This window comes from Micromonospora sp. NPDC048843 (assembly GCF_040649965.1).
In the GTDB taxonomy this organism is placed as follows: Bacteria; Actinomycetota; Actinomycetes; order Mycobacteriales; family Micromonosporaceae; genus Micromonospora; species Micromonospora hortensis.
In genome coordinates, this window is sequence record NZ_JBEZGJ010000086.1 from 1 (window position 1) to 18,712 (window position 18,712).

Sequence of the window (18,712 nt, forward strand, 5' to 3'; positions counted from 1 at the left end):
CATGGCGGCATCTCACTTCCGGCGGCGGGAGATCGACTCGGGTTCCATGACGTCAGGGGCACCGTGACGGGCGCGCCGACGCCGACGGCAGCGGCGCCGACCACGTCATCGGCGGCGGCGACCGACCCACTGCTGTCCGGCAAGCGCGAGGTCACCATCACCCGGGTGCAGGGTTCGGGGCAACCGTTGGAGATCAGCGGGCGACTCGAGGAGGGCGGCGACAGCGGCGGTCGCATCCTGTTCGTGCCGACACCGATCGGCGGCGACCGGTACGTGATCAGGGCCTTCGGCACCAAGGACGACCACCCCGCCAACGACGACCCGTCCTGCTGGCAGGTGAACGGCCTGGACATCGAACCCGAACTGACCATCGGGGCCGTCGTCTGCGACCAGGACGACCCGATCCAGCGGTTCACCATCATCGCCAAGGGCGACGGCACGTACGCGATCGGCAGCGAGACCCGATTCCTCCAACACCTCCCCGGCAACGGCCTCGTCCTCAAGGAGTTGGGCAACGCCAAGCTGAACACCACGTTCCGGTTCACCGACAAGGGCCCGGCCGACCGCCAGCCCATCAACTGAGCACGACCGGGGGCGTCGGCGGCGGCCCTGGTCAGGGCCACCGCAGCAACCGTTGCGCGATCAACGCCTCGCGGTCCTCCTGCCCCTCGGGTCGCAGCCGACCACCGCGGGTGAGCATCACCACGCCGTGCAGCAGGCTCCAACCCACCTCGGCCAGGGTGTCCGGGTCCCGCCCCTCGGCCAGCGGGGTCAGGGCCGCCCGCAGCTCGGCGAAGACCGCCCGCGGCGCGGCCGGCACACCATCCACGCCGAGGGCCAGGTCGGGGGTCAGCGCGAGCATCGCGTCATAGACCTCAGGATTCGTGTACGCGAAGTCGAGGTACGCGGTCGCGACCGCCGGCCAGACCCCCTCGGGGCTCCCGACGGTCTCCGCGTGCGCCTCGGCGAGGTCGGCGGCCAGATCGGCGAAGGCGCACACCGCGACGGCGGCGATCAGCGCCTCCAGATCGGCGAAGTGCCGATAGATGTCGCCCATGTCGATCTCGGTTCGTTCGGCGAGCCGTCGAGTGGTCACACCCGCCCAGCCCTCCGTCTCGGCCAGCTCTCGCGCGACAGTGACGATGAGGTCACGCCGGTCCTGTTCAGTGGCCTTCTCGGCAGGTCCGGGCACGCCCACGAGCGTAGAGGCGTACACCTGCCGTAGTGGTCGGGTGACGGATTGGTGACTGTTGTGGGACGCCGGCCCCTTCGCTCCACGTGCCACAGCCGCCCCCTGGCTCGTTAGGCCAGGAGATCACCGCGACGGGAGGGCACGTGATCGTTCGCCGACACCAGCGCGTGGCGAGCCGATGAGGAACACCCCCGACGGACTGTTGCGCAGCGAAGCCACCCGCCAGCGGGCCACCTTTCTGGAACTCTTCCTCGACCTGGTCTTCGTCTTCGCCCTCACCCGGATCTCGGCGCGGCTGATCGCCGACTTCACCGACGGCCACCGCGGCGTGTACGCGGGTCTCGGCCAGGCTCTGCTGCTGTTCCTGGCGCTGTGGGCGATCTGGTCGGTGACGGTCTGGTCGACGAGTTGGCTGGACCCGGACGCCCCGATCGTCCAGACCGTCATCATCATGACGTTGGTCGGTGCCATGACGATGGCCGTCGCCGTGCCGCACGGCTTCGGCGCACGGGCCTCCCTCTTCGCCATCACCCTGGTGACCCTCCAGATCGGCCGAGTGGTCTTCTTCCACGTCGCCGGGCACGGCCGGCCGGACCCCCACCAGTCGATCCGGATCCTCTTCTGGTTCGGTTTGAGCGCACCGCTCTGGGTCGTCGGCGGGCTGGTCAACGACGGCACTGTTCGCGGGGCGCTCTGGACCCTCGCCGTGCTGATCGACTACACCGGGCTGTTCCTCGGCTGGCCGACCCCCCGACTCGGCGCGCAACGGCTCGGCGTCCAGATGATCGCGGCCGAGCACCTGGCCGAGCGGTACCAACAGTTCCTCCTCATCGCTCTCGGCGAGGCGATCTTCGTCATTGGCCTCGCCTTCAGCGGCAGCGAGTTCCACACCGACCAGACTGGTGGGTTCGTCCTGGCGCTGGCGAGCACCGTCCTGCTCTGGCGGATCTACTTCCACGTGGCGGGAGGAATGCTGGGCACTGCCGTCGACAGTTCCCGCAACCCGGCCCGGCTCGCGACCGACATGGCCTTCGCCCACATGGTCATGATCGCGGGGATCGTGCTCACCGGCGTCGGCTTCGAGCTGTTCATCGCCGAGCCGCTCGGGCACCTCCCGGCGACCTGGCTCATCGCCATCTTCGGCGGCCCGGTGCTCTTCCTCGCCGGACGATCGGCACTCGAATACCAGGTCTTCGGTCGGGTTTCCCGGTCCCGGCTGGCCGGCCTCCTGGCCTTCGGCCTGCTGATCCCGGCAGCACTGCACCTCCAGCCGCTCACCGCCGGTACGGTCGCGGCCGTGGTGCTGCTCGGCGTCGCCGCAGCGGACGCCCGACGCTCCCGCCACCGATCGCCGGAGACGCCCACGCCCCCGTACTAGAAGCCCCTGGGCGAGGGGTCAGCCTTCCAGGTAGGCGAGGACCGCCAGGATGCGGCGGTTGTCGTCCTCGGAGGGCTTGAGACCGAGCTTGGTGAAGATGTTGTTGCTGTGTTTGCTGACGGTCTTCTCGGTGACGAACATCCGGGCGGCGATCGCAGCGTTCGAGCGGCCCTCGGCCATCAGGGTGAGGACCTCATGCTCGCGTGGGCTCAGCTCCAGGAGCTTAGGGTCGGTGGAGCGGTGGGTGAGTAGCGCACTCACCACGTCGGGGTCCATAACGGTGCTGCCGGTAGCGACCTGCCGGACACTGGCGACGAATTGGTCGACGTCCGTAACCCGGTCCTTCAACAGGTAGCCCACCGCGCCCGCGCGATCCGACATCAGCTCCCTGGCGTAGATCTGCTCGACATACTGCGATAGCACCATGATGGGCAGCCCTGGGATCTGGCGGCGGGCCTCGATCGCGGCACGCAGCCCCTCGTCGGTGAAGGTCGGCGGCAACCGCACGTCGACGATGGCGACGTCGGGGCGGTGCGTCGTCAGCGACCGGATCAGCGCGGGGCCGTTGTCAACGGCTTCCACGACCTCGAATGAATTGGCCCGCAGGATCCTGATCAGGCCCTCGCGGAGCAGGGCGAGGTCCTCGGCTATCACGATACGCACGGCAGCGACATCCTCACCTCGGTTGGTCCGCCCGGCGGGCTGTCAACGGTCAGCGTGCCGTCGAAGGCCGCCAGGCGACGGACGATGCCATGCAGGCCCGTGCCGGAATCGATCGAAGCACCCCCACGGCCGTCGTCGGACACCAGCATCGTCAGTTCCCCGGCAGCGTCGCCCCGGTGGGGTGCGAACTCCACGCTGATCCGGATCTGCTGGGCCTGGGCGTGCTTGATGGCGTTCGACAAGGCCTCGGCGACGGCGAAGTAGGCCGCGGACTCGATCGGGGCCGGCAGCCGTCCGGGCAGGCGGGTCACCACCGTTGTCGGGATCGGATTGACCAGGGCCAAGGCCTTGAGGGCGCCGTCCAGGCCACGGTCGGCCAGTACCGGCGGATGGATGCCTCGTACCAGGTCGCGCAGCTCGGTGAGGGCGCTGGAAATCGACTCGCGGGCCTCGGCCAGCAACTGCTGGACGGCCTGCGGATCTTTGGGCAGTAACTGTTCGGCCAAGCCCAGGCTCATACCCAGCGACACCAGCCGGGCCTGCGCGCCGTCGTGCAGGTCGCGTTCGATCCGGCGCAGTTCACCGGCCTGGGTGTCGACGGTCTCAGCTCGCGAGGTCGCCAACTGTTGGACGCGGGCCCGCAGGCGCGCCTGTTCGGTGGGGCCGAGCAGAGCGCGGATCACCCGAGCGTTGAGGTTCGCGAGGCGCACCGCAGTGACGTACCAGAGCAGAAGGAAAACCGGACCGAGCGGTACCAGCCCGAACGACTGCGCGACGCTGTGCAGCCGGAAGCCCTCCCCCATCGGAGTGCGGAATACCTGAGAAGGCGTCAGCTGATAGATGAGTGGATAGATCAGGTATACGACTCCGAGGACGAAGAACAGCAGCGACAGTCCGCAACTCAACCAAATGGTGATCGAGTTGATCACCAACCAGATCCAGTCCCGCCACGTCGCCGGGTCGCGCAGGATCGTCCAGAGCCGCACCGGCCACCCGGCGTCCGGCGTCGGCTGATAGGGCCGGGCGGGCACCGGTTCGCCGAGCCGGTCGGCGGCCCACTGGCGATGCCGGTCGGCAAACCAGCGCACCAGTACGGTCGCGAGCAGGGTCAGTGGGATTCCGGCGCCAAGCGCGGCGATCGATATCGAGGTGATCCAGAGTGTGGCCAGCACGGCACCCAGGGCCGCGCCCGGCAGCAGCACCAGCGACCAGCCCAGCAGGCTCATCCGCTGAGCCAGCGCCGAGCGCGGGATCGGACCGCTGCGAGCGACGCGACCCGGCTCGGAGCCCTCCCGCGAGGGCGAGGAGCCGCCGGACAGGGCGGTTCCGCTGTTATCGGTCATCTCACTCCATCATTGCGCACCGTGCCGCACCGCCTGGCTGGTGATTCATGTTGGCCGGCGATCCGCACTTCCCCACGCTCGGTGTCCCCCACGTCGCGTGGAATCCAGCAACCATGGTGTCCGTCCGCGGTCCACGGAGGCTCGCATCGCCGATCGACGGCTCGATCGATCGACACCCGCACACACGCTACCCATCGCGTCAGCACTCTCGGCCCGCTCCCCGAATCTCGACCACCGCCTCGCCGTCATCGGGATCCGGACCGTGTGGCTTGTCGCGCTCGCCTACGGCACTGCCCCGGTCACCATGCTCGCCGGTCCTGTCAGCCGTCGGCCCGATGGCCTTTACTTGACGATGGCGGTCATCTGTTCGATTTCCTTGAGCACCAGGGCGGGCTTGTCCTGGGGAACGTCGTGCGAGCTTCCCTCGGCGATGACGAGTGTGCGGTCGGGCCCCGCCTTGGTGAACGCCGCTGCCGCGTCGCGCCAGGCCTGAGCGTCCTGCGGAGATCCATCGAAGGGCGTCTTGTCCGACACGATATAGATGACGGGAACGCCGTCGGGCCAGGAGACCTTGTGGTACGCCTGGTGCGTGGGACCGAAGTTGTCGGCCGTGGCGATGAGCTGGCGGTTCGCCTTCGTCGACGGCGCCTCCTTGAGCTCTTCGATCTGCGGCGTGGTTAGCGCGACGAGGCGTTGGGTCTGGGTGTCGGTGAAGAATTGCGGCACGTTGGCATCGATGAGCACCGCCCCGGAGACAACGCCGGGGTTCGCGAGGACGAAGTAGTGGGCCACTTCTCCTGCCTGCGAGTGGCCCGCGAGGACCACGTTCTGGGTGACGCCGAGTTCACGCAGACCGGCCTGCAGGTCGGAGGCGGCGGCCTTGGGGTCCCATGGGCCCTTCACCTCCTCGCTGGCACCCATACCGGCCCGGTCGTAGGTGATGATCTGCGATCCGGTGGCCTGCGACAGCTGCGGCACCAGGGCATCCCAGTACGAGGAGTCCTCGCCACCGCCGGCGTCCAGCACGATGGTGGGAGAACTTCCGGGCGTGACGTGAAAGGCAAGCTGATGCCCGTTGTTGGCGATCATGTGCAAGCCCGCTGCGGGGGCCGCACTTGCCGGGCCGGCCGCGCCTGTCGAGGTCGAGGGAGCTGCGGCTACCGAACTGGCAGCGGGCGCGGCCTTCGGCGCCGCCGAGTCAGCACACCCGGCGACTGCCGCTATCACGGCGACGGGAAGGACGAGGGCCAGGGCGGCCCGATGAAACCCGGAGATCTTCTGCGTGGTCATGGAAATGAGCTTCCACGGTTTCTAGATCTTGCTCGATCCTGCTACCTCCCAGTCGGATTGGGAGTTACCCCTACCCTGCCGCTCAGCCATCTCGCCCATCCCTTCCGACGGGCGTAACGCGGGCCGACCCCCCTGAGAGCGGATCCGGGCCATCAGCGACGCAGCACCGCTTCGCTGCCCATGTGCGACAACTTCTCGGGGTTACGCACCGCGTAGACCCCGCTGATGAGGCCGCCGTCGATACGCAGCGCGAGGACAGTGTCCAGCTCGCCGTCGAGCCGCAGAACCAGCGCCGGGTGACCGTTGACCTGGGCGGGATGCAGCGACATGGTCGCGACCCTGGCGTGTGTGCTGCACAGCAGGCGGGCCACCTTGTCGGCCCCGACGACAGGCCGCAGCACGGCCTGCTTGATCCCGCCGCCGTCGCCGAGCAGCACGACATCCGGCGCGAGCACGTCGAGCAGGCCCTGCACGTCGCCGGTCTCGACCGCCAGCCGGAACGCCGTGAGCGCACGTCGGGTGTCCGCCGGGGAGACCATCCCGCGCGGCCGGCGCGCGGCGACATGGGCCCGCGCACGGTGGGCGATCTGACGGACCGCCGCCGAACTCTTGTCGACGGCCTCGGCGATCTCGTCGTATCCAATGTCGAAGACCTCACGGAGGACGAACACCGCCCGCTCGGTCGGCGTCAGCGTCTCCAGCACCAGCAGCATCGCCATCGAGACGCTCTCGGCGAGTTCGACGTCGTCTGCGACGTCGGGCGCTGTCAACAGCGGCTCGGGTAACCAGGAGCCGACGTAGGACTCCCTACGCCGGCCCACCGCACGCAGCCGGTTGAGCGACAGTCGGGTGGCGATCCGGACCAGGTACGCCCGCTGGTCCCGGACCGTCGCGAGATCCGCGTCCGCCCACCGCAGCCAGGTCTCCTGGAGTACGTCCTCCGCGTCGGCGGCCGAGCCGAGCATCTCGTAGGCCACTGTGAAGAGCAGGTTCCGGTGACTGACGAACGCGTCGACAGCAGCGTCCCCCCGGCCGTCCGCACCCACGATTCCGCCCTCAGCATCCATGCGTCCTCCAGTTCTGCTCGGCGTCGGCCCGGCTCGGCCCGGCTCCAGGCAAGCCATGTCCCCTATTGAGCGTGATGTTTATGAGTCATCACGATGACTCACAGACATCACGCTCAACAGCAGGTATGCCTGCCGACGGAGCGCCCCGACCGGACGCAGCGTCGCCGTCGCGGTCAGGCAGCGCCGTGCGGCGACCGGCGAGGGACGCGGACCATCAGTTCCGCTGCTCGCCCACCAGACACCGGCCAACCGCCTTCTGTGACGCCGGCCGTCAGTGCTCCTCGTCACTTCACGAGCTGTCACAGCGCGACGGCCGGCGGTGTCTCCTGTGCGAACCGATACGGAGGCAAACCATGAACCTGGCACTGTGGATCGCGGCCGGACTGTTGGCCACAATTGCCCTGGCCGGCGGCATCACCAAGACATTCGTACCCAAGCAGAAGTTGTCCGCGGCCAACGGCGGCGGGTGGACCGGCGACGCCAGCGTGCGCTTCGTCAAGACCCTCGGGGCCCTCGAAATCCTGGCCGCCGTCGGCCTGATCCTGCCCGGCGTGCTCGACATCGCACCGGTGCTGGTGCCGGTGACCGCCGTCTGCTGGATCCTGCTGATGGTCGGCGCGATGATCACCCACCTGCGCTACGGCGAGGCACGGTTCGTGGTGCTGAATCTGATCTACCTCGCGCTGGCCGCGTTCGTGGCCTGGGGCCGTCTCGGACCCGAGCCCTTCACCGGCTGACCCGAGCCCACTCCCGCCCCGGCTGGCCGACGGTGCCCCGCTATCCTCGCGCGATGACGTCGCGGACCGCGCTGAGGAGACGCACCAAGCGCATCCTCGTGGCCCTGTCCGTCACGCTGGGCCTGCTGTCGTGCCTGTGGTGCCTGTCGTTCCTCTGGTTGCAGATGTTCAAGACCGAGGGATCGTTGCCACCGGAGTCACGGATGCCGCGGGTGCCGCCCGGAGCGACGGTCGCCGACAAGAGCATGGAGTGTGCCTCCGGTGGCTGCTGGCGAACGATCACACTGGTGCCGGCGGCGGGCCAGTCTCCGGAGGACCTGGCACGCGAAATGGGTCTCTCCGAGGGCCTGCGCCTGCCGCCGACAGTGCTCGACCCGGCGACCGTCTACGTGGGGGCTCGCCCCAAGGAGGGCAAGCTGATCGTCCACGTCGGTTATCAGTGAGTCCTTCCGGGCCTCGGCGGTGCCGTTGGATGGGCGAGCCCGCCCCACGGCGCGGCGCTCAGGAGGGTGCGGCGGCGGGGAAACCGTGGGTGAGCGCGCCGATCACCCGCTGGATCCGGCGGTCGGCCGCCGGGTCGGTGGGGCCGGCACGCGCCCGCGGGTCTGCTCGGCGGCCAGGTAGTCGGCGACAGCGCGTTCGCCCCCCCCCCGCAGCCCCGACACCCCGTCGCCCAGGACCGCCTCGACGTTCGCCGTCAACTCCGGCCGGAAGGCGGTCAGCCGGGTCAACGCCGTCACCGTGCCCAACGGCGTCGCCAGGACGGCCTGGCTTCGCCACCACCGTCACGTCCGTCGACCAGGACACCGATCACGTACGCGTGGAGTTGAGCGACGGCACGCCCGGCGTGCCCGAGTCGTCCGCCACCACGTACATCGGCCCGGGGCGCACCGCGGCGATGGTCAACCTTGGCCCGAAGCGGTCGTCGGCCTTCTTCACCTATCGCAGCGCGCAGCCCGCCGCCGACCTGAGACGCGGGCCGGTCGACGCGCTGCGGGCCGCGCTCGGAGATCTGTCGGGTGGCGTACCCGCCGCGATCGACCATCTTGCGAAGGACCCGGCCCGCGCCTACTTCGACGCCGTCAGCCAGGTGGTCATGCCGCGCTGGAGCACCGGCCGCGTCGTCCTGCTCGGAGATGCTGCGTGGTGCGTGACGCTCTTCGCCGGACACGGCGCGGCCCTCGCCCTGGCCGGCGCCGACCACCTCGGCGCCGCCCTGCGACGGCACGCCGACGACCTCCCGGCAGCACTCGCCGAATGGGAGGCCGGACTACGTCCGGAGGTCGGCAAACGACAGGCACTCGCCCGCCGGGGAATGGCCCAGTACGCGCCACCCAGCCGATTCCACGTCTGGATGGGCGACCTGAACATCCGGGCGATCACAGTGCCCGGCATCAGCGGCCTCGTCCGACGAGGTATCGAACGGGCGAACCGCTGAGTGGTGCTCCGCGCCACATCCCTTGACTTGAAGCGCTTGAAGTTGGGGACGCTTCACCCATGGCAGCGACGGAGGAAGGCCGTAAGCAGGCCGAAGGGCCTCTGACCATCCAGGAGATGGCCCAGCGGTCGGGCTTCAGCGAGCCGACGCTGCGCTACTACGAGAAGGCCGGCCTGCTCGGCGCGGTCCCCCGCGACGACAGCAGCGGCCACCGCCGATACGACAATCCGCTCGCCGAGCGGGTCGACGCCCTGGCCTGCCTACGGTCCGCCGGGATGAGCGTCGCGGACATGCGCCGGTACCTGACGCTGCTCGACGAGGGCGACCAGGCGGCCGCCGCCGAACAGCGCGACCTCTTCGCCCGGCACGCCGACCGGCTGTCCACGGAGATTGAGCGCCTACGGGTACGCCAGGCGTACCTGCGCGCCAAGGCGGACATGTGGGATGCCCGACACCGAAACGACACCGCTGCGGAGACCCGCGCGCTCACACACGTCAAGCGCGCTCTTGAGGAATTCTGAGCAACGATGGGACACACCATGCCAAACGACCTACAGCTTCGCTCCACCGACGATGCCCTGGTGCTGGTGACCGGTGCGACCGGCCACCTCGGCGGGCATTCCGTCGCCCGACTGCTCGACGAGGGCTACCGGGTACGGGTCACCGTCCGCGAGCCGGGCCAGGGCGACGAGGTGCTCGGCCGGCTCCGGCAGTCGGGCGTGAACCCGGACGGCCGGGTCGAAGTCCGCACCGCGGCCCTCTCCGCCGACGAGGGCTGGGCCGAGGCGGTCGCCGGGGCACGGTACGTGCTGCACCACGCGTCGCCGTTCCCGTTCACCCCGCCCGCTGACGACGACGAGGTGGTCCGGCCGGCCCGCGACGGAGCGCTGCGCGTCGTGCGGGCCGCCCGCGAGGCCGGCGTACGGCGGGTGGTGCTGACCTCGTCGTACGCGGCGGTGGGTTACACCGTCAAGCCCGACGGCCACTACAACGAGGCGGACTGGACGAACGTCGACGACGACATCCCGGCGTACCACCGCTCGAAGACGCTCGCCGAACGTGCGGCCTGGGACGACGTCCGAAACAACGGTGGGGTCGAGCTGAGCGTCGTCAACCCGACCGGCATCTTCGGGCCACTCCTGGGGACGCGGGTGTCCGCGACCATCAACCTGGTGCAGGCGTTCCTCCAGGGGGCGACGCCGGTCGTACCCCGGATGTACTTCGGGGTGGTCGACGTCCGGGACGTGGTCGACCTGCACCTACGCGCGATGCTGCACCCGGACGCCGCCGGTGAGCGGTTCATCGGGGTCAGTGGCCAGTCGATCAGCTTCCTCGACATGGCGAAGATGCTCGCGCGGCACCTGCCGAGCCTTGCCGACCGGGTTCCGGCCCGAGAGTTGAACAACGAGGAGGTCCGGGAGGGCGCGAAGACCGAGCCTGCGCTGCGTGAGGCCGCCGTCCTCGGTGGTCAGGTCCCGGTGATCAGCAACGACAAGGCCCGCACCGTCCTCGGCTGGCGGCCCCGCCCGGTGGAGACGACCATCACCGACACCGCGGACAGCCTCATCAAGCTCGGCGTAGTCAGCGCCTGACCGCCCTGCCCGCCCTGCCCGCCGCCCGCAGCCCGCCGCCCGGACTCGGGCGCACCCGCAAGCGGGGGGCGAGGGCGGGCGGGAGTCAGCGGCGGAGGGTGAGGATCAGGTCGGCCACCAGGGCGGTCCAGCCGGTCTGGTGCCAGGCGCCCAGGCCGGCCCCGTTGTCGCCGTGGAAGTACTCGGGGAAGGCGATCAGGTCGCGCCAGTCCGGGTGGGTCTGGAACATCTGAGCGGCACCGTAGATCGGCCGTCGACCCCAGTCGTCCTGGGTGAAGAGCGAGATCAGCCGGGCGGAGAGGTCGTCGGCGATCTCGTCCAGGGTGTGCTTCACCCCGGAGCGGGTCGGGTACTCCACCTGGAGGTCGTCGCCGAAGAACGCCGCGTAGTCGCGCAACGCGCTGATCAGCAGGAAGTTCGTCGGCATCCAGATCGGACCGCGCCAGTTCGAGTTGCCGCCGAACAGTCCGCTGGTCGACTCGGCCGGCTCGTAGCCGACGGAGAACTCCTGCCCGCCGAGGGTGACCGAGAACGGCTTGTCCAGGTGGGCGCGGGACAGCGTACGGAGGCCGAAGTCGGAGAGGAACTCGTCCGGGTCGAGCATCCGGGCCAGCAGGCGGACCACCTGCTCCGGGCCGACCATGGACAGCAGTCGCTGCTGCCGGCCGTCGGGGCCCAGTCGGCGGGTGCCGATCACCTGGGCGTACTCCGGGCGGTTGGTGAGGAACCAGCGCAGCCGGGCGCCCAACTCCGGTAGGTGGTGCAGGGTCCGGGCGGTGAGCCGGGTAGTGGCGGCCAACGGCAGCAGCCCGACGACGGAGCGGACCTTCAGCGGCACCTTCGTGCCGTCGGCGAGGCGCAGCACGTCGTAGAAGAAGGCGTCCTCCTCGTCCCACAACCCCTGCTCGTACGCGGCGGCGGCGATGTAGGCGAAGTGCTCGAAGAACTTGGTGGCGGTGTCCACCCAGGTCCGGTCGTGTTCGGCGAGCACGATCGCCATGTCCAGCAGGTTGAGCGCGTACATGCCCATCCAGCCGGTGCCGTCGGACTGCTCCAGCACCCCGGCGACCGGCAGCGCCGCCGAGCGGTCGAACGGCCCGACGTTGTCCAGCCCGAGGAAGCCGCCCTCGAAGACGTTGTTGCCGCCGGTGTCCTTGCGGTTGACCCACCAGGTGAAGTTGAGCAGCAGCTTGTGCATCACCCGGGCCAGGAACTCGTAGTCCCGGCCGCCGTCGATCTCGAACACCTTCAGCGCTGCCCACGCGTGCACCGGCGGGTTCACGTCGCCGAAAGCCCACTCGTACGCCGGGATCTGCCCGTTGGGGTGCAGGTACCACTCGCGGAGCAGGAGCAGGATCTGCTCCTTGGCGAAACCCGGGTCGACCCGGGCGATGCTCACGCAGTGGAAGGCCAGGTCCCAGGCCGCGTACCAGGGGTATTCCCACGGGTCGGGCATGGAGATGACGTCGAAGCTGGTCATGTGCCACCAGGCGCTGTTGCGCCCGTGCCGGCGCCCGGCCGGCGGCGGTGTCGAACCCGGGTCGCCTTCGAGCCAGCGTTTGACGTCGAAGTGGTAGAACTGCTTGCCCCACATCAGCCCGGCGATGGCCTGCCGGGCGACCAGCGCCTCGTCGGGTGTGGCGGCCGGCGGGATCACTCCGGCGAAGAACCGGTTCGCCTCGGCCCGCCGCGCCCACACCACAGCCTCGAAGCCGTCGCTGAGGTCGGCCGGGGGCGGCGGCGCGGCGGCCGGCGGCGACGCGGTACGGGTCAGCCGCAGCCGGATCTGGCGCTGCCCGCCGGCCGGCACGTCGAGCACGTAGTGCAGCGCGCCCTTGGTGCCCTCCCGGGCCGGGTTGACGGTGGCCGCGCCGTTGACGACGTGGTCGTTGATGCCGTCCTTCGGGTACGGGGAGCGGCCGGGCAGGCCCCAGAGCCGTTCGGCGTTGGTGTCGTTGTCGCAGAGCAGCGGAACCGGGCCGCCGTCGCCCTCCAGCAGCAGTTGGCCGAACACCCGGTGCTCGCCCACGAGCCGGGTGCCCTGGCCGGTCAACCGCGGGATCCGGTCACCGCCGGGCAGGCCCCAGGACCAGGTGTTACGGAACCACAGGGTGGGCAGGACGTGCAGGGTGGCCGCCTCGTCGCCCCGGTTGGCGACGGTCACCACCATGCAGAGGTCGGTCGGGGACGCCTTGGCGTAGTCGACTGTCACCGCCCAGTACCGGTCATCGTCGAAGATCCCGGTGTCCACCAGCTCGTACTCGGTGTCGTCGCGGCCGCGCAACGCGTTCACCGCGACGAGTTCGTCGTACGGGAAGGCTGCCTGCGGGTAGTGGTAGCGCCAGCGCATCCAGGAGTGGGTGGGCGTGGAGTCCTCGTACCACCAGTACTCCTTGACGTCCTCCCCGTGGTTGCCGCCGTCGCCGCCGAGGCCGAACATCCGCTCCTTGAGGATCGGGTCCTTGCCGTTCCAGAGGGCCAGGGCGAACGCGAAGGTCTGTCGTTCGTCGCAGACGCCGGCCATCCCGTCTTCATTCCACCGGTAGGCTCTGGACCGCGCGTGGTCATGCGGGAAGTAGTCCCAGGCCGTACCGTGCTCGCTGTAGTCCTCCCGTACCGTCCCCCACGCCCGTTCGGACAGATAGGGACCCCATGCACGCCAGTCCTGCTCCCCCGAGTCGGCCTGGGCGAGCCGGAGCCGCTCAGCGTCGGGTGGCGAGGCGTCGGAGGACGATCGGTCAGTGATCACGTGCACATCTTTGACGTCGCCGCGGTACTTGACCACAGCGGCCATTCTCGTCGTGGCGTGTTACACCCCGCCGCCGGTGGAGGAAAGTTGATCGACATTCACTTCGGCCCGCAGATCTGCGGCGACCTGACCAGCGCGACCAGCCGGGAGTGGCTGGTCCCCGACGGCCTCGGCGGCTACGCGATGGGCACAGTCGGCGGGCTGCGGACACGTCGCTACCACGGCCTGTTGGTGGTTCCCGGCGAAACGCCGGCATCCCGCCAAGTGGGACTGGTCAGCCTCGATCCGGCGGTCGCACTGCCGTCCGGCGCGCGGGTGCGCCTCGGCGCGCACGAGTGGGCCTCCGGCGACGTGGACCCGCGCGGCTTCGAGCTGTTGGAGCGCTTCGACCTGGTCGACGGGCTACCCCGGTGGCGGTGGCGGATCGGCGCGGTGGTGATCGAACGGGAGCTGGCCATGCTGCCCGGCCGCTCCTGCGTCGCTGTGGTGCACCGGCTGGTCGCCGGTGGTCCGGTCCGGCTGGAGCTGTCGGCCGCCTGCACCTGGCGGGACGCGCACGGCGAACGGCGGGCCGACGGCCCGATCCCGCAGGTGGAGGCGGTGGCCGACGGCGCTGTGGTCGAGGGCGCGTACCGGCTCGCGGGCCCGGGCTGGGCGCCCGAGGGGCAGTGGTGGCTGGGCGTGCACCACCGCGAGGAGGCCAACCGGGGCCTCAACGCGGACGAGGACCTCTGGTACGCGGGCCGCTTCTCCGCTGAGCTGGAACGCCCCGGCGACACGGTGTCGGTGCGGGCCTGGGCGGGTCGACTCGATGAGGAGCCGCCGCCGGCGGAGGAGATCGTGGCGACCGCGAGGCGCCGCAACCGGCGGGTGGTGGCGACGGCGAAGCCGGCCGACGACGTGGACGCCACACTGGCGCTGGCCGCCGACGCCTTCGTGGTGCGCACCGACCAGGCGGCGGTGGACGTGGTGGCCGGCTACCCGTGGTTCGGGGCGTGGTCGCGGGACACGATGATCTCGTACGAGGGGTTGTTCCTCTGCACGGGTCGCGCCGACGAGGGTCGGGAGCTGCTGCGGGCGTACGCGGCGACGCTGTCCGAGGGGATGCTCGCCAACACTGCCGACACCGGTCGGGTCGAGTACAACACCGTCGACGGCACGCTGTGGTTCCTGCACGCGGTGAGCCGGCACGTCACAGTCACCGGCGACACCGACCTCGGCGAGGAGCTGCTGCCGGCGCTGCGCGCGGTGATCGACGCCCACACCGCCGGCACCAGGTACGGGATCCGGGTGGACCCGGCCGACGGGCTGCTCACCCAGGGCGCCGCCGGCACCGCGCTGACCTGGATGGACGCCCGGGTGTACGGGGTGCCGGTCACCCCGCGGACCGGCAAGCCGGTCGAGGTAAACGCGCTGTGGATCAACGGGCTGGCCGGGCTCGCGGAGCTGGCCGAGCTGGCTGGGCAGGACGCCGACGAGCTGTGGCGACACCACCGGCAGGCCACCGCCTCGTTCCGGGAGCGGTTCCCGGCCCCGACCGGCTGGTTGCACGACGTGCTGGACGCGCCCGCGCCGGCGTACCCGTTGGGTGGCGCCGCCCTGCACGACGACGACGCGTTGCGCCCCAACCAGTTGCTGGCCTGGTCGCTGCCGTACGCGCCGTTGGAGCCGGACGAGGCGACGCTACGGCGGGTCGGGGGCGGGCTGCTCACTCCGCTCGGGCCGCGCAGTCTGGCCCCGGATTCGGCGGAGTTCGTGGGCCGGCACCGGGGCGGGCCGGCCGACCGGGACGGGGGCTACCACCAGGGCACGGTCTGGCCGTGGTTGCTCGGCCCGTACGTCGACGCCGCGCGCCGGGGGAAGATGTCCGTCGATGACGTATTCGTCGGCATTGAGGCTCATTTGATGGAATATGGGTTAGGCTCGGTGAGCGAGACGGCCGATGGCCTCGCGCCGCACACCGCTACCGGGTGCCCGTTCCAGGCATGGTCGGTGGCCGAGCTGCTGCGGGTGCGGCGAAAGAGCCAGTAGCGCTTTACACGACCGCAACGGTGGTGTCGCCGCTGGTTATCGCGACCCCGGCAGGATTGGCCTCGATCCAGACGCGACGGCGACATCGATTCGGTGTCGGTCGGCGCGCGCCCGGGGACAACTCAAAGGGGGCCGCATGTCACTCGATGCCCACGTGATCGACATCAACCCCGCCCGACAGCTGCGGGTGCTGATGCTCTCCTGGGAGTACCCGCCGGTGCTCGTCGGCGGTCTCGGTCGACACGTGCACGCCCTCTCCGTCGCCCTCGCCGCCGCCGGCCACGAGGTCACAGTCGTCACCCGCCACAGCGACGGCGCACCCCTGGAGGAGTACGCCGACGGCGTACGCATCCTGCGCGCCCCTGAGGACCCGGTCACCTTCCCCCTCGCCACCGGCTCGCTGCTGGCCTGGACGATGGCCTTCAACCACACCCTCACCCGCACCGCCCTGCGCGCCACCCAGGCCGGCTCGTACGACGTCATCCACGCCCACGACTGGCTCGTCGCCCATACGGCCGTCACCCTCGCCGAGCACCTGGACCTGCCCCTGGTCACCACAATGCACGCCACCGAGGCCGGTCGGCACCAGGGCTGGCTGCCGGAGGAGATGAACCGCACCATCCACGGCGTCGAGCACTGGCTCAGCAGCTCGTCCATTCGGGTGATCACCTGCTCCGGGTACATGCGCGACCAGGTGACCGCGCTGTTCGAGGTACCGGCCGCCCAGGTCGACGTGGTGCCCAACGGGGTCGACGACAGGGCCTGGCGGGCCCGCCCCCGAGCTGTCGCGTCGGCCCGGGCACGGTTCGCCGGGGACGGCCCGCTGGTCGGGTACGCCGGGCGGCTGGTCTACGAGAAGGGCGTCCAGCACCTGGTACACGCCGTACCCCGGCTGCGCGAACGACACCCGGGGCTGCGCGTGGTGATCGCCGGCGACGGCCCGTACCGCACCGAGTTGGAGGCGGAGGCCCGGCGGCTGGCGATCAGCTCGACCGTCCGGTTCACCGGGTTCCTCGACTCCACCCAACTACCGGCGATGCTCGGCGCCACCGACGCGACAGTGGTGCCCAGCCTCTACGAGCCGTTCGGCATGGTGGCGCTGGAGGCGGCAGCGGCCGGAGCGCCGCTGGCCGTGGCCCGTACCGGCGGCCTCGCCGAGATCGTCGAACCCGGCGTGACCGGGGTGACGTTCCCGCACAGCGACCCGGACGCGCTCGCCGGCGCGGTCGGCCAACTGCTCGGCGACGAGGTCTTCGCCCGGCGGCTGGCCCGGCGGGCCCGCACGATGGTCGGCGAGCGGTACGGCTGGGCCACCATCGCGGCCCGCACCGCCGCCAGCTACGCCACCGCTCGTCGCGAGCACGGCCCCGTGCAGGCCCGACGCGCCGCCGCCCGCCTGAGCGGCGGGCGGACCCGGATCGCCATCCCGGAAGGGAACCTGCTCGCCGGCGCCGACCACGCCGCCTGCTGACGCCGAGTCGGACGACCGATAGGTGACTTCCGATCCGCTGGTTAGGGTGTAGCCCGGACAAGCGGCTGAGGAGGAGCGTGCACAGGTGCTGATCGCCGGTCGGTACCGACTGCTCGATCTGGTGGGTCGCGGGGGCATGGGTCGGGTGTGGCGCGCCCGCGACGAGATGCTGCACCGCGAGGTAGCGGTCAAGGAGATCGTTCCACCGAGTTGGTTGGCCGACGCTGAACGGGCCGAGGTGCGCTCACGCACGATGCGGGAGGCCCGCGCCGCGGCCCGACTCAACCACCCCGCCGTGGTCCGGCTCTACGACGTCGTCGCGGTCGAGGGCAGCCCATGGATCGTCATGGAGTACGTCCCGTCCCGCACATTGCAGGACGTCGTGGACGCCGAGGGGCCGCTGGAGCCGGCCCGAGCGGCCCGGATCGGGCTGGCAGTGCTCGACGCGCTCCAGGCCGCGCACACCGCCGGGGTGCTGCACCGCGACATCAAACCGCAGAACGTGCTCGTGGCGCACGACGGGCGGGTGATGCTCACCGACTTCGGGCTGGCCACCTTCGACGGCGGCGACGGCGCGATGACCCGCCCCGGCATGGTCTTCGGCTCCCCGCAGTACGTGGCCCCCGAACGCGCCGCCGAGGGGGTGTCCACAGTGGCCGCTGATCTGTGGTCGCTCGGGGCGACCCTGCACGCCGCCGTCGAGGGGCAGTCCCCGTACGCCCGCAGCACCGCGATGGCCACGCTCAGCGCGCTGGCCGCCGGCCCGCCGGACCCCGCCCCGCACGCCGGGGCGCTCGCGCCGGTGCTGGACGGGTTGCTGCGCCGCGACCCGGGCGAGCGCCTCGACCACGAGACGGCCCGTCGGTTGCTCAGGACGGCAGCGGACGACCCCGACGACCAGGACGCCACCGTTCCGCTGCCCGACCCGGCCGCCCGGGCCGCAGCCGGTGGCGCCTCCCCCACGCCGGCCCCGGATCCGGCGGCCGCCGGGCGCACCGCGCGTCGGGTGGCGGTGGTCGCCGTGGCGCTGCTGGTGGCCGTCGTGGCCGGCGTCGGCACCGCGCTGACCCTGCCCGGCGACAAGCCCAGCGACCCCACCGGCTGGTCCACCCCGCCGCCGAACCGCCCGCCCAACGGCGGGCCGTTCGGCCCCGGCCCGCCCCCCGGTCCGCCGCCGAATGGGCGGAACGTCCCCCCGCCCCCGTTCGCCTGTGTCCGCCCCGACGTCGGCGGTACACCGGTGCAGGCCGGCACGCCGACAGCGGGCGAAGAACTCCGGCCGCCGCCCGGCTGGGTCTGGCACGCCGACACCACCGGTTTCCGGGTCTCCGTACCGGCGACGTGGCTGACCTCCCGCGACGGCACTGTGGCGTGCTTCCAGGACCCGGCGACCGGCCGGGCCTTCAGCGTCGCCGAAGGCGGCGCCGCCGATCCCCTGGAACTCCTGCGGACCGCCCGCGACGCGGCGGCCGGGAAAGGCTCCCTGCCGGGGTACGACGAGATCCGACTCACCGCGGGCGACAGCGGAGCCGAGTGGGAGCTCCGCTGGCAGACGCCGCACGGCCCGTGGCTGCACGCCCGACAACACGTCCTCGGCGCCGACCGCTGGACGCTGGGTTGGATCACCCGGGACGAGGACTGGGCCGGGGCCGCCGCCGACTGGGAACTGGTGCGAAAGAGTTTCCGACCACCCCGCTGACCTGCACCGTATGGCCATGATCGGGACCACCGTCCGTCGTGGATCGAGGCCGCTCAGTGGAT

Annotated in this window: 16 protein-coding genes and 1 pseudogene; 10 read left to right on the top strand and 7 right to left on the bottom strand. The window is 70.8% G+C overall.

Going from position 1 to position 18,712, the window contains the following annotated elements; all coding sequences use genetic code 11:
• Positions 1-582, top strand: a pseudogene (locus AB0C20_RS20360) (hypothetical protein); the annotation flags it as partial.
• Between the two features lie 31 nt (positions 583-613).
• On the opposite strand, the gene AB0C20_RS20365 reads toward AB0C20_RS20360, so the two are convergent.
• Positions 614-1,192: a TetR/AcrR family transcriptional regulator gene (locus tag AB0C20_RS20365; protein WP_357178212.1), complete on the bottom strand. Its 579-nt coding sequence runs from the start codon at positions 1,190-1,192 to the stop codon at positions 614-616.
• 178 nt (positions 1,193-1,370) lie between these two features.
• Here AB0C20_RS20365 and AB0C20_RS20370 point away from each other — a divergent pair, with 178 nt between their 5' ends.
• Positions 1,371-2,570, top strand: a complete 1,200-nt coding sequence (locus AB0C20_RS20370) for a low temperature requirement protein A (RefSeq protein WP_357178215.1) — start codon at positions 1,371-1,373, stop codon at positions 2,568-2,570.
• 18 nt (positions 2,571-2,588) lie between these two features.
• On the opposite strand, the gene AB0C20_RS20375 is transcribed toward AB0C20_RS20370, so the two are convergent.
• The 4 genes from AB0C20_RS20375 to AB0C20_RS20390 all read right to left on the bottom strand — a co-directional run bounded on the left by AB0C20_RS20375 (position 2,589) and on the right by AB0C20_RS20390 (position 6,933).
• Positions 2,589-3,233 carry a response regulator transcription factor gene (locus AB0C20_RS20375; RefSeq protein ID WP_357178218.1) on the bottom strand — a complete coding sequence of 215 codons (645 nt, stop codon included), beginning with the start codon at positions 3,231-3,233 and terminating at the stop codon, positions 2,589-2,591.
• Positions 3,221-4,459, bottom strand: a complete 1,239-nt coding sequence (locus tag AB0C20_RS20380; protein WP_357568530.1) for a sensor histidine kinase — start codon at positions 4,457-4,459, stop codon at positions 3,221-3,223. The genes AB0C20_RS20375 and AB0C20_RS20380 overlap by 13 nt, the downstream gene beginning before the upstream one ends.
• 459 nt (positions 4,460-4,918) lie before the next feature.
• Positions 4,919-5,866: an alpha/beta hydrolase gene (locus AB0C20_RS20385; protein WP_357568531.1), complete on the bottom strand. Its 948-nt coding sequence runs from the start codon at positions 5,864-5,866 to the stop codon at positions 4,919-4,921.
• Positions 5,867-6,018: 152 nt separating this feature from the next.
• Entirely contained in the window at positions 6,019-6,933 is a 915-nt protein-coding gene (locus tag AB0C20_RS20390; protein ID WP_357568532.1) for an RNA polymerase sigma-70 factor, read from the bottom strand.
• A gap of 353 nt (positions 6,934-7,286) precedes the next feature.
• Between AB0C20_RS20390 and AB0C20_RS20395 the strand changes: the two genes are divergently transcribed.
• Together AB0C20_RS20395 and AB0C20_RS20400 are read left to right on the top strand one after the other, a co-directional pair.
• A complete protein-coding gene (locus AB0C20_RS20395; RefSeq protein WP_357178230.1) occupies positions 7,287-7,670 on the top strand; it encodes a DoxX family protein in 384 nt (127 codons plus the stop codon).
• 53 nt (positions 7,671-7,723) lie between these two features.
• Complete coding sequence (locus tag AB0C20_RS20400; protein WP_357178233.1) at positions 7,724-8,113, top strand: hypothetical protein; 390 nt, start codon at positions 7,724-7,726, stop codon at positions 8,111-8,113.
• Between the two features lie 102 nt (positions 8,114-8,215).
• Here AB0C20_RS20400 and AB0C20_RS20405 read toward each other — a convergent pair whose 3' ends face one another.
• A complete protein-coding gene (locus AB0C20_RS20405; RefSeq protein ID WP_357568533.1) occupies positions 8,216-8,401 on the bottom strand; it encodes a hypothetical protein in 186 nt (61 codons plus the stop codon).
• 89 nt (positions 8,402-8,490) lie between these two features.
• On the opposite strand from AB0C20_RS20405, the gene AB0C20_RS20410 reads away from it, so the two are divergent.
• Genes AB0C20_RS20410 through AB0C20_RS20420 form a run of 3 tightly spaced genes read left to right on the top strand, consistent with a single transcriptional unit; the run spans position 8,491 to position 10,700 of the window.
• Positions 8,491-9,108 carry a hypothetical protein gene (locus AB0C20_RS20410; protein WP_357191589.1) on the top strand — a complete coding sequence of 206 codons (618 nt, stop codon included), beginning with the start codon at positions 8,491-8,493 and terminating at the stop codon, positions 9,106-9,108.
• A 59-nt stretch (positions 9,109-9,167) separates the two neighbouring features.
• Complete coding sequence (locus AB0C20_RS20415) at positions 9,168-9,629, top strand: MerR family transcriptional regulator (protein WP_357191587.1); 462 nt, start codon at positions 9,168-9,170, stop codon at positions 9,627-9,629.
• Between the two features lie 18 nt (positions 9,630-9,647).
• Complete coding sequence (locus AB0C20_RS20420) at positions 9,648-10,700, top strand: NAD-dependent epimerase/dehydratase family protein (RefSeq protein ID WP_357191584.1); 1,053 nt, start codon at positions 9,648-9,650, stop codon at positions 10,698-10,700.
• Positions 10,701-10,785: 85 nt separating this feature from the next.
• On the opposite strand, the gene AB0C20_RS20425 is transcribed toward AB0C20_RS20420, so the two are convergent.
• Positions 10,786-13,494, bottom strand: coding sequence for a glucosidase (locus tag AB0C20_RS20425; RefSeq protein ID WP_357191582.1), 2,709 nt, complete (start codon positions 13,492-13,494; stop codon positions 10,786-10,788).
• Positions 13,495-13,536: 42 nt separating this feature from the next.
• Here AB0C20_RS20425 and AB0C20_RS20430 point away from each other — a divergent pair, with 42 nt between their 5' ends.
• The 3 genes from AB0C20_RS20430 (at position 13,537) to AB0C20_RS20440 (ending at position 18,650) form a co-directional block, all read left to right on the top strand.
• The gene (locus tag AB0C20_RS20430; RefSeq protein ID WP_357568534.1) at positions 13,537-15,480 is read left to right on the top strand and encodes an amylo-alpha-1,6-glucosidase; all 1,944 of its coding nucleotides are present in this window, start codon (positions 13,537-13,539) and stop codon (positions 15,478-15,480) included.
• A 136-nt stretch (positions 15,481-15,616) separates the two neighbouring features.
• Entirely contained in the window at positions 15,617-16,951 is a 1,335-nt protein-coding gene (locus AB0C20_RS20435) for a glycosyltransferase family 4 protein (RefSeq protein ID WP_357568535.1), read from the top strand.
• Positions 16,952-17,036: 85 nt separating this feature from the next.
• Positions 17,037-18,650 (top strand): serine/threonine-protein kinase, encoded by a 1,614-nt coding sequence (locus AB0C20_RS20440; protein ID WP_357568536.1) that lies wholly within the window; start codon positions 17,037-17,039, stop codon positions 18,648-18,650.
• Positions 18,651-18,712: the final 62 nt, after the last annotated feature.